Here is a 10,978-nt window from a genome sequence, read left to right as displayed (position 1 = left end):
CTGGCATCGGCCGCTATCTGACCTTTTACAATACCCGACGTCCACATTCATCCCTTGACCGGCAGACGCCGGATCAGGCTTACTTCAACGCGCTGACCCCAATGATGGTGGCGGCATAATCGAGGCGGAAATCCACTTAGCGAAACGCCGCAATCTGTTCAGACAAACCGAGCCAGCTCTCCCGCTCCGTCATGGCGGACTGGGTAGGTCGCGTATTCAATCAGCACTTGCTGAAGTTTCGTTCAAACACAACATTTCTCTCGGACAGAAGTTGGATGTTTTCGTTCGCGAATTCGACCGGCTCGACGAGCCTTATATACGAGAATATTGGCATCGAAAGTTTGCCGATGGATTGGAGTGGCCAACAACCAATTAGAATATTTCAACAAGCAAGGTCGTTGTGAGCAGGCCTCCGAGCTCAACGTCGCCTCGGCGCTGACGGCCGGCACCGATGTGACGCTCACGGCGCGGGAGACCGACCTCAATGTCATCGGCTCCACCGTCAAGGCTGGACAGGACATCACACTCGATGCCGCCCGCGCCGCATTTCTTCGCTGCGTTCGAGTGAATCCACGACCTCCACAGGTGTCTTCATGATAATCTCACGATGCGGGAACGGGATTGAAATACCGGCCGCCTTGAACGCATCCCACAATGCCATCAGGACCTGACCGCGGACATTGGTCAGCCCGTTGCTCGGGTCGGAGATCCAGAATCTCAGTTTGAAGTCGAGCGACGATGAACCAAATGCGGTCATCCAACAGACCGGCTGGGCGTGGGCACTGGCAACGCGCGGAATGGTCTTCGCAGCTTCGGCCGCAATGCGGGCAACCTCGTGTGGGTCGCTGTCGTACGAGGTGCCAAAATCGACCTCGATGCGGACATACTCGCTGGAAAAGGACCAGTTGACGACCTGCTGAGAAATAAAATCTTCGTTCGGGATCAGGTACTCTTTCCCATCTCTCGTGATAACGGAGACGAAACGGGAGCGTAGGTCGCGGATCGCGCCGAAGGTTTCTCCAAGCGTAATCGTGTCGCCCGGTTTGATCGACTTATCGAGAAGGATGATGATTCCGGAAATGAAGTTGGAGACCACTTTCTGCAGGCCGAAACCGATGCCGACGCCGACGGCACCCGAAAAAATCGTGAGGGCTGTCAGGTCGATGCCTGTCGCAGAGAGGGCGACCGCAATCGCCAGACCGATCAAGCTGATCTTGATGAGCTTGCTGATGAGGACTTTTAGCGATGGTGTGAGATCCGCAGAGTTCTGTATCCAATGGGATGACATGCTACCGATCAGAACGGCCAGCCAGACCAGCGCGGCAGAAAGGACGATGGCCTTCAAGACCAGCAACATCGAAAGACGGGCAGCACCGAGGTTGACGGCAACGCCATCAAGGGCGGTGAGGATCGCCTGATCCAGCCCAAGTGCGTACAGTGCAAAATAGAACCAGCCCGCGACCGCAACGACCCTTGCGAGCATTTGGTTTCTGATTATGCGCGTCAGCACCGCGATCACAAACCACGCCGCCACGAGCGTAAGCGCTATGCCCACCAGCCACCGGTACGAGGGCCATCCGAATCGCGACAGGATCACATCGGCGATCCAGAGCCATACGATCAAGAAGAGCCAGCGCAGCCGCCTCATGAAGGCGATGATGACGCGGAGCAGATCGGGGTTTCCTTTGATCGTGCGCGCGCGGGTCTCCAATGCAGGCTCTATCCGTTTTGCCAGGAAACCGCAAAACAGGTAGCCCGCTACAACCACGACGGCCTGATAGACCGTCCACTCGTTCAGAACGACGGTTTGCAGCCAGTATCCAGTCGCATTGACCGTTTCTTGAAAATCCATCGCCTTTCTCGTCAAAATTTCTGCAGGAACAACCCGCGGCATCCAGTTCTCTCAAAACCGAATGCGCTGACATTATTGAAAACTCGAATGAGACAAGGATGGTTCCTGCCCCCCCGGCAAAGCCATGGGAACTGGGACGACGACCGGACACCGACGCTCGCCACGGTCGGGTTTGCGTCGACCAACTATGCTGTGGAGAAGAGAACAAAACGCGAATATGTTCTGGCGCGAATCCCAGCGTTGCCTTATCAATCAGGCGCAATGGATGAGGTTCCAACTTGACCTATCGCTTCCTGCACACGGCTGACATTCACCTCGACTCGCCGTTGAGAACGCTCGCGCTGCGTAATCCCGAACTATCCGAGCTTATTGGATTAGCGACGAGGCGTGCGTTCGTACGGATCATCGATCTCTGCCTTGAAGAACGAGTCGACGCGCTTGTGCTGGCGGGCGATCTATATGACGGCGATCAGACGTCCATGAAGACGGCACGCTTCCTAGCGGAGCAGCTCCGTCGACTGCATGAGGCCGGGATCAGAACCTTCCTCATCCGGGGCAATCACGACGCCCTGTCGAAAATCACGACGGAACTGGTGATGCCCGACAGCGTGAAGGTTTTCGGAGCGGCTGCAGAAGTCGTAGCGATAGATCGCGCTCCTGGCGAGTTTCCGGTCGCAATTCACGGTCTCAGTTTCGCCAAGCCGCACGCGCCCGAAAGTCTGCTGCGGCACTACGCCATTCCGCTGCCCGATACGGTCAACATCGGTGTCATGCATACAAGCCTCGGCGGATCCGAGAAGCACGATCCTTATGCTCCATGCAGCGTCGCCGATCTTCAGCAGAGTGGTTTCCGCTATTGGGCGCTTGGCCACATTCACAAGCGGTCGATCGTTGAGGATCTATCATCAGCGATTGTCATGCCTGGCATGCCGCAGGGAAGGGACATCAATGAAGATGGTCCGAAATCCATCTCCCTGGTGACAATAAGGGACGACCGCTCCATCGATATCGAGGAGCGTCAGACGTGCGTCGCCCAGTTCGAGAGGCTCGTCGTTAATGTCACTGGTGTCAACGAATGGAAGGACTTGGTCGAGAGAATTAATGTAGAACTGGAGCGGATGCGTGGAACAGTTTCCGCTGACCATCTGGTCGCCCGCATCCATCTCACTGGAACCAGCGTGCTTTCCTGGCGGATGCGGCGGGATGCGGACCTGCTACGGACCGAAATGGAGACGCGTGGATCGATCATTGGCAAGACGTGGATCGATAAGGTGCAGATCGCAACTTCCCCAGCGGGGGAAGGCGATGGCGTGTCGTGCGATGCACTCGCAGAGCTCGCAACAATTATCAAGCAGGAAGTCGACGGTTCGACGGGATACCGCGCCGAGTTGCGCGAGATCGCGGAGGAACTTAGAGGTCAATTACCCTCGGAGCTTCGCGACATCTTTGGGGCCGACCGGGACGCCTTCGAGAACATGCTGACCAACTTCGGCCGGGAGGGGTCGGCGAGCGTGCTGGCCCGCCTGAGAACGCGCGAGGCCGAGTAGATGCGCCTGAACCGCCTCGATCTCACCCGATATGGAAAGTTCACCGATGGGGTGCTCGATTTCGGCGACAAGCCGCACGGGTCGCCTGACCTGCATGTCGTCTACGGCCCGAACGAAGCCGGCAAATCGACATCCCTGGACGCCATTCTCGATCTGATATTCGGGATAGGAACCACGAGCCGGTACGGCTTCCTGCATCCATACCCGACAATGCGGATAGGCGCGAACGTCACCGTAGCGGGGATCGATCGGGAGTTCGTACGCATCAAGCGGCCCCAGAACAGCTTGCTTGACAGCGAGGATCGGCCTCTGGCGGAAACGCTCATCAAGGCTGACCTAGGCGGCATCGATCGCGACGCCTTCAGCACGATGTTTTCCTTGGACGACGACACACTGGAGAAAGGCGGCGAGGGGATTCTGGCGAGCAAGGGCGATCTTGGCCAGCTTTTATTCTCGGCCAGCGCTGGTTTGTCTGAGCTCAGCCGGGAGCTGCTGTCGATCCGAACCGAAGCGGACGGCTTCTACAAGTATCGCGCGCGAAGCGGCGTGTTGTCTGACCTCAAAGCAAGGCTGATCTCGCTCAAGACCGAGCGTGAGGCGCTGGACGTACAGGCAAGCGATTATGCTCGCCTCGTGGGCGAGAAGGTCTCATTCAGCCGACGTTACGACGAAGCTGTAGCCGAACGAGCCGGAACGCAGGGCCGCATAGACGAGATCAGACGTATCCTGGGGGCGCTCCCACCTATGACCCGTCTTGGCGCCGCCAGGGAACGCTTGGCCGCTCTTGTGGAGATGCCCGAGGCGCCGGAGAGCTGGGGGCGGGAACTGCCGGAACTCCGAAAGGCCGAGATCGAGTACGACGTAAAAAGTCGCGGCCTTGAACGCGCGATCTTCGAACTCGAAGATCGGATAGCTGGTCTCGTCGTAGATGACGCAGCATTGCGCATGTCGTCCCGCATGGATGAGCTCTCAAACTTGCGGGCGCGTTACATGACCGCCCAACTGGACATTCCAAGGATATCCGCAAAGGCCGCCGATCTCTCGATCGACGCGCTGCTCCTCCGGCTTGGCAAGCCGGGTGAAGCATCCCCTGCGAGATTGGTCCTCGATGCCGCCCATGTTGGAAAGCTACGCGGGCTGATCGGATCGAAGTCAGGGGTCGACGCCAATGCAGTCACTGCCTCGCAGGAGCTTGCCAAGGTCGCCCGCCTGTTGTGTGAACAGCGCGCGAACCTCGGCAGGTTTGCAGAACTCACGCCGGAAAAGATAAAGGCGTTCGAGCTGCTCGCGACGATGATAAGAACGATACCGCGCTCCGACGAAGAGTTGGGGCTGCGTTCTTTGATGAGACGCCGTGAACAGACCTCTGCCACCTTTACCCAAACCCTGGCCAGGCTCTTGCCTTGGCGCGGCTCGGGTGAAGAGCTTGCCGCGTTTGCGTGCCCGACGGGCTCCAAGATCGAAAGTTGGAAGAGCCGCCACAAGCAGGCAGAAGAAGTGGTACGCGCGTCGAACGTCGATCTCGACCGTCTGGAAGCTGAGGCGAGGAAGCTCGACGCCGAAACAGGTGCGGTTCGAGGGCAGGCAGGTGATATCGACGAGTCAGCCGCCTCTGCAGCGAGGGCAGAACGCAACGAAGCTTGGACGGCTCATCGAAACAGTCTGGACGCCGCCTCGGCCGACGCCTTCGAAGCCGCTATGAAGACGGACGACCATCTGACGTCACGGCGACTGCTGTATTTTGCCGAAGTAGGCAAGCTCCATCAGCTCGGCCATCGACGGGCCGCCGTCGGCGCGGAAATCGACACCTGTCGCAACCGACTGCAGCAAGCGTCGAGCGAACTGGAGAAGATTAAGACGGAGATCGGCGAGTACACGGCTTCCTTTGCCTCTGGCGCAGCCATGGAGCCGTCGGAGTTCTCGGAATGGCTCCAGCGCCGCGAGGACGCTTTAAGATCACATGGGGAAGTGCAAGCCATCGAGATGGAACTTGCAGAGACAAGAGACAGGCTGAACCGGTCAAGGCGTCTCTTGACCGACGCGATGAGCCGGGCAGGAGTGTCCTTCGATCCGGACGCCGAAATGGGAGCGTTGATCGCCGCCTGCGAAAACGTGCTGGACGACTACAACGCGTACGATAGCACGGTGCAGCAGCTTGCCCGCCTCGAAAAGGAGGAATCCGAGCGACGCGAGGCGGCGGACAAGGCGCAGGCGGCAGCGTCGAGCTGGGTTGCGACCTGGAAGTCGCTGTGCGGGGATTGCTGGCTGGACGAGCTGGACAGTGTTCCGGGACCGGAGTCGGTAACGGAAATCCTGGAGATTCTCGACCTGCTGGCTACCGCGATCGATGCCAGGGAAGGATACCTTGACCGTATCCAGAAGATGGAAAAGGACCAGGCGCTATTCGAGGAGGATGTTCATCGCGTCTGCGGCAACCTCGGGATACCTTGCGGCGGACCGCCGGGCGAACTCTTCCATGCGATCGCAGAACGGGTGAAGACGGCCGGCCTCGACAAAGATCGCCGAGAGAAGCTTCAGGAAGACCTCAAATCTCTGCGGGCGGAAGAACGCGCGCTGTCCTCGTCGCGTGAGGTGTCCGCGATCCGCCAACGTGCGATGCTGGATCATTTCCGGGTGGCGACCCTCGACGAAGTCGAGTCCTCGTTGGAGATCGTGACGCAGCGGCGTGCGTTGCAAGTTGCGATACTCGACCTCGAACACCAGCTCGTCGAGATGACCGGCGCCTCGGACATCCTGGCGGTCGAAAGCCTTTTATCCGCGAGCGACAGGACCGAACTGGAAAGAGAGCTCGCTACGCTGAAACCGCTCGTCGAAGATCAAGAAGCCCGATGCCACGACCTCTATCATTCGAAATCCAAAGCCGTGGACGCGCTCGACGCCGTGGGAGGGGACTCCAAGGTCGCCGAAATCGAGGAGCAACGGCGCACCCTGCTGCTCGAGATCACGGAAAGCGCCGGGCGCTACATGGAGATTAGAGCCGGCGTGGCGGCCGCCGAACACGCACTTCGAATATACAGGGACAGGCATCGCAGCGGGATGATGGCCCGCGCGTCGTCGGCGTTCAGGACCATCAGCCGAGGCGCCTACGAGGGCGTCGCCGCTCAGCCGGGAAAGGACGCAGAGGTATTGATCGCCGTCGCGGCCGGTGGCGGATCGAAGGCGGCGAACGAGCTTTCGAAGGGCGCCCGTTTCCAGCTTTATCTCGCGCTCCGGGTGGCAGGTTACCACGAGTTCGTCACCAGTCGCGGCTCAGTGCCTTTTCTTGCCGACGACATTATGGAGACGTTTGATGACTTCCGCGCCGAGGAGGCCTTCAAGTTATTCGCTGAGATGGCTCAGCACGGACAGGTGATTTACTTCACGCATCACCGGCACTTGACGGAGATTGCCCGGAAGGTCTGCTCTTCAGTTCGGGTCCATAACCTGGACGAGGTCGGGACGGGCAGGCGGTTGGAAGTCGTTGCGGCGGAATGATTGGATATCGACCAAGACATCAATATCCGTAGTCGTTGCCGTCGTCCCAGCTCACTCCAGGTTTCGCATGATACTGGATAGGCATTTTGACAAGCCCCAACGTGAATGTATCCCACCTCGTTCAGCATGGAGGGGCGCAGGTGACCGGCTGCTGGCAGAAGGCGTTTGGCGCTCTTTTCCTAAGCGGAGCGGTTTACCCTCTTGTCGCTCAGGCAGCGTGCGCCAGATTTCACAATGCTTCAGGGGCAGGCGGCTAATCTTGCTGGCAACCTGCTTGCACTTTGCGTTTACAACAGGGGGACGGCTCCAGCCGATGGTTCGCGATGTCTTTCGATCTTTCAGTCAATGGTAAGAACTACGCTGTCGACGTCGATGGCGACATTCCACTTTTGTGGGTCCTACGGGATACGATCGGACTCACTGGTACGAAATTCGGCTGCGGCATTGCGATGTGTGGCGCGTGCACCGTCCATGTCGGCGGAGTTCCAGTCCGGTCGTGCGTGATGCCCGTTGCTGATGCGGCGGCCAAGCCGATCACTACGATCGAGGCCATCGGGGAAACCGAGGCAGGCGCGCGGATACAGAAGGCTTGGCTCGACATCGATGTCGTTCAATGCGGCTATTGTCAATCGGGCCAGATCATGTCGGCAACTGCATTGCTTGCCGCAAATGCCACGCCGACGGACAAAGACATTGACGCCGTAATGGCCGGAAACATCTGTCGATGCGGAACTTATCCTCGCATCAGGGCTGCCATCAAACAGGCTGCGGAGGCGAGGTAGCTGTCATGTCGCTCCACGACAAAATCAACCTCACAATCTCGCGCCGGCAATTTTTCATCGGCGCCTCGCTGACGGCCTCGGGACTTCTCATCGGCCTTCAACCAGAGAAATCCTCCGCCGCGGTCGCGGCCTTGGAGCCGAGCCCCTTCATCCGCATCCCCGCCGAGGGCAAGATCGTTTTCATCATGCCTTCCGTGGAGATGGGGCAAGGTATCTACACGGCGGTAGCCATGCTCCTTGCGGAGGAGTTGGAAGTCCCGCTTGAAGAGGTGGTTCTCGAGCATGCGCCTGCAGACCCGACCCGATATGCAAATCCACTTCTTGGCGATCAAATTACCGGGGGGTCGGTAGCCATCCGTGCCGTCTACGAGCAAATGCGCAAGGCAGGTGCCGCCACGCGGATTGTGCTGGTGAATGCTGCTGCGCGCGGTTGGGGCGTCCAGCCGGAGAGCTGCAAAGCCGAAGCCGCGCACGTTGTCCACGCGGAAAGCGGCCGTCGCGCTGCCTATGGAAGCCTCATTGAGGCGGCCGCCTCGGAGGCCGTGCCACAGGAAGTGCCCCTCAAAGCGGCCTCAAGCTTCGCCGTGATAGGCAGGTCCATCCGGCGTCTCGACAGTCCGGAAAAGGTTAACGGGACCGCCAAGTTCGGGATCGACGCGCGCCCGGAAGGCGTCTCGTATGCGGCGATTGCGATCTGTCCCTATTTCGGCGGCAAGCTCGGTTCGGTCGACGACGAGCCCGCTACGAAGGTCAAAGGCGTCAAACAGGTGGTCCGAACCGAGGATGCCGTTGCAGTCGTCGCCGACAATACGGGCGCTGCGCGCAAGGGGCTGGCAGCTCTCTCCATCGAGTGGAACGCCGGCCCACACGGTGACGTCTCATCGGCGGAGCTTGAAAGGCGTGCCGAAGATGCGATTGGCGGCGAAGCCCTGGCGCACATCAATGAGGGGGACGTCGCCAAGGCCGAGGCAGAGCACGGGCCTGTACATCAATTCGTGTATCGCATGCCCATCCTTACCCATACGGCGATGGAGCCGATGAACTGCACCCTCCACGTTCGTAACGATGGATGCGACGTTTGGGTAGGCACCCAAGTGATGGGACGGGCACGCCAGGCCGTTGCAGATGTGACCGGGCTCCCGGTCGAGAAGGTGGTCGTTCATAACCATCTGCTCGGCGGGGGCTTCGGCCGAAGGCTGGACGTCGATGGCATCATACTGGCGGCGAAGATCGCAAAACAGGTTGACGGCCCGGTCAAGGTGACGTGGAGCCGGGAAGAGGACATCCGCCACGATTGCTATCGCTATCTCAACTATAGCAAGGTCACTGCGACGCTCGGGCAGGATGGCATGCCCGTTTCCTGGCGTCATCGCGTCATCGGCCCTTCGGTCATGGCACGCTGGCTGCCGGCATTCACCCGCGATGGGATAGACCTCGACATTATGGGGGGCGCGGAATCGCCTTACGATATCGCGAACAAATACACCGACTTCGTACGTCACGAAGCCCCGGACGGGATGCTGACGGGCAACTGGCGTGGCGTCGGCGCGACCCGCAACATTCCGCCGGTTGAAGGCAGCATCGACGAACTCGCTCACATTGCCGGGGTCGATCCGCTAGAATACCGGAGGCGGCTATTGCAGCAGAAGCCGCGGCTACTCGGGGCCCTGAACCTTGCGGCGGAGAAAGCCAACTGGGCTACTGCGCTTCCAAAGGGAAAGGGAAGGGGAATTGCACTTTCTGAGGACTTCGGCAGCTTCGCGGCCATGATCTCGCAGGTGAGCATAGACGACAACGGAACGTTTACCACAGACCGTATCATCTGCGCTGTCGACTGCGGCCAGGTCATCAATCCCGACACCATAGAGGCTCAAATCCAGAGCGGCATCATTTATGGCTTGAGCGCGGCACTTTATGGCCGCATCACCGTACAAAACAGCGCCGTCGTTGAGAGCAACTTTGACGATTCGCCGGTCCTGCGCATTCATGAGACGCCGTCGATCGAGGTCTACATCGTTCCAAGTTCGGAAGCCCCGGGAGGTATCGGGGAAGTCGGCACACCCGGCGTTGCGCCATCGTTGCTCAACGCGATCTTCGTGGCGACCGGCGAGAGATTGCGCACTCTGCCCATCGACCAGTCCAAATTGCGGAGGGTGTGATTATGACGAAGAGAACAATCGCCGTCCTCGTGACGGCGGCCATGACGTCCGTAGCGATCGTTGCTGGCATGGGCCCGTTGGAGACCAAGGCTGAAAACTCCCAGAAGAACGGCTTGAAGACCGTTTCCGACTTCAATTCGATCGAAGACAAAGCTGCTCGTTCAAAAGCAATCTTCGAAGAGGCCAGCCGTGTCCTGACGCATCCCCGGTGCATCAACTGTCACCCGGCGACGCGCCGCCCAACGCAGGGCGATGACATGCATCCGCACGTCCCACTGATGATTGCAGCCGATAGTTCGCTGGGGCCTGCGGGTCTCGTGTGTAGTACCTGTCACGGTCCGGAGAACCGGAGTGTCGTCGGAAGCCGTCTCAAGTCGATCCCTGGCAATGCCCACTGGTCTCTCGCTCCTGCGAGCATGGCCTGGCAGGGGCTCACCGTCGGCGAAATATGTCAGCAGGTCAAGGACCCAGCACGCAACGGCAATCGTTCACATGCTGACCTGGTCCGTCACATGGGGACCGATCATCTCGTCGGCTGGGCGTGGCATCCGGGAAGCGGCCGTGCTCCGCCTCCCGGTTCACAAGAGGCATTTGCGGCGTTGATCTCGGCATGGATCGATCTGGGGGCCGAATGTCCGAGTTAAACTGGACGATTGTTCCCCTCCGTGCCGACCCGCTTCCCACGCGTGGCATGTCAACCCTCGGCGTCCCCGGGTGGGCACGAGGATAATGACGGGAACGCAATCCGCCATGACGAGTTCGAAAGAGCGAGGACGATCGAGGCATGGCCGGTAGACACGCCGAAAGGTCGTCTTCCTGGCGACGCTTGCATAAGATCGCAGCCGCCAGTCGTATGACAGAAAGGTTCTCCGCTTGAGCGTCGAGGAGTGCTCTCGTACCGCCGGCTGATAACCGGGAGACTTGCCGATGGCGTGCGCACGTTTCCTCTGCTCTCTTGGGGTCGTCCCCTCATTTCTCCCTGAATGCCTTCATCATCTGGTCGGTGAATGGCTTGAGGAGGTATGAGAGAGCGGTTCGTTCTGCGGTTTGGACGAAGACTTCGACGGGCATTCCGGGGATGAGTTTGTTGTCCTTGAGGAGGTTCTGGTCGTTAAGGGAGAGGGAGGCGAGGTAGTAGGGCTG

At 59.5% G+C, this 10,978-nt stretch carries 7 protein-coding genes and 1 pseudogene; 6 read left to right on the top strand and 2 right to left on the bottom strand.

What is annotated here, in order from left to right:
* The coding region (locus FHX09_RS29160) for an integrase core domain-containing protein (protein WP_184451098.1) at nucleotides 1-119 on the top strand (119 nt) is incomplete at its 5' end.
* A 401-nt stretch (nucleotides 120-520) separates the two neighbouring features.
* Here FHX09_RS29160 and FHX09_RS29150 read toward each other — a convergent pair.
* On the bottom strand, nucleotides 521-1,852 hold the full coding sequence (locus FHX09_RS29150) for a mechanosensitive ion channel domain-containing protein (protein ID WP_184451094.1): 1,332 nt from the start codon (nucleotides 1,850-1,852) through the stop codon (nucleotides 521-523).
* A 278-nt stretch (nucleotides 1,853-2,130) separates the two neighbouring features.
* Here FHX09_RS29150 and FHX09_RS29145 point away from each other — a divergent pair, with 278 nt between their 5' ends.
* The 5 genes from FHX09_RS29145 (at nucleotide 2,131) to FHX09_RS29125 (ending at nucleotide 10,479) form a co-directional block, all read left to right on the top strand.
* Nucleotides 2,131-3,399, top strand: coding sequence for a DNA repair exonuclease (locus tag FHX09_RS29145; protein ID WP_184451092.1), 1,269 nt, complete (start codon nucleotides 2,131-2,133; stop codon nucleotides 3,397-3,399).
* The gene (locus FHX09_RS29140; RefSeq protein WP_184451090.1) at nucleotides 3,400-6,894 is read left to right on the top strand and encodes an AAA family ATPase; all 3,495 of its coding nucleotides are present in this window, start codon (nucleotides 3,400-3,402) and stop codon (nucleotides 6,892-6,894) included.
* A 323-nt stretch (nucleotides 6,895-7,217) separates the two neighbouring features.
* Nucleotides 7,218-7,676 (top strand): (2Fe-2S)-binding protein, encoded by a 459-nt coding sequence (locus FHX09_RS29135; protein WP_184451088.1) that lies wholly within the window; start codon nucleotides 7,218-7,220, stop codon nucleotides 7,674-7,676.
* Between the two features lie 5 nt (nucleotides 7,677-7,681).
* Nucleotides 7,682-9,835, top strand: coding sequence for a molybdopterin cofactor-binding domain-containing protein (locus tag FHX09_RS29130; protein ID WP_183721839.1), 2,154 nt, complete (start codon nucleotides 7,682-7,684; stop codon nucleotides 9,833-9,835).
* A gap of 2 nt (nucleotides 9,836-9,837) precedes the next feature.
* Nucleotides 9,838-10,479: an Isoquinoline 1-oxidoreductase subunit gene (locus tag FHX09_RS29125; RefSeq protein WP_210294244.1), complete on the top strand. Its 642-nt coding sequence runs from the start codon at nucleotides 9,838-9,840 to the stop codon at nucleotides 10,477-10,479.
* Nucleotides 10,480-10,804: 325 nt separating this feature from the next.
* Here FHX09_RS29125 and FHX09_RS30230 read toward each other — a convergent pair.
* A pseudogene (locus FHX09_RS30230) lies at nucleotides 10,805-10,978 on the bottom strand (HlyD family type I secretion periplasmic adaptor subunit); the annotation flags it as partial.

The organism is Rhizobium sp. BK538, from assembly GCF_014197575.1.
GTDB lineage: Bacteria > Pseudomonadota > Alphaproteobacteria > Rhizobiales > Rhizobiaceae > Rhizobium.
The sequence above is the reverse complement of the archived record's forward strand: the minus strand, read 5'-3'. Positions and strand labels throughout refer to the sequence as shown.

What these genes read in the sequence shown, in the direction of transcription:
- FHX09_RS29130 (WP_183721839.1), top strand. Translation starts at nt 7,682, where the DNA reads ATGTCGCTCCACGACAAAATCAACCTCACAATCTCGCGCCGGCAATTT.
- FHX09_RS29135 (WP_184451088.1), top strand. Translation starts at nt 7,218, where the DNA reads ATGTCTTTCGATCTTTCAGTCAATGGTAAGAACTACGCTGTCGACGTC.
- FHX09_RS29140 (WP_184451090.1), top strand. Translation starts at nt 3,400, where the DNA reads ATGCGCCTGAACCGCCTCGATCTCACCCGATATGGAAAGTTCACCGAT.
- FHX09_RS29125 (WP_210294244.1), top strand. Translation starts at nt 9,838, where the DNA reads ATGACGAAGAGAACAATCGCCGTCCTCGTGACGGCGGCCATGACGTCC.
- FHX09_RS29150 (WP_184451094.1), bottom strand. Translation starts at nt 1,852, where the DNA reads ATGGATTTTCAAGAAACGGTCAATGCGACTGGATACTGGCTGCAAACC.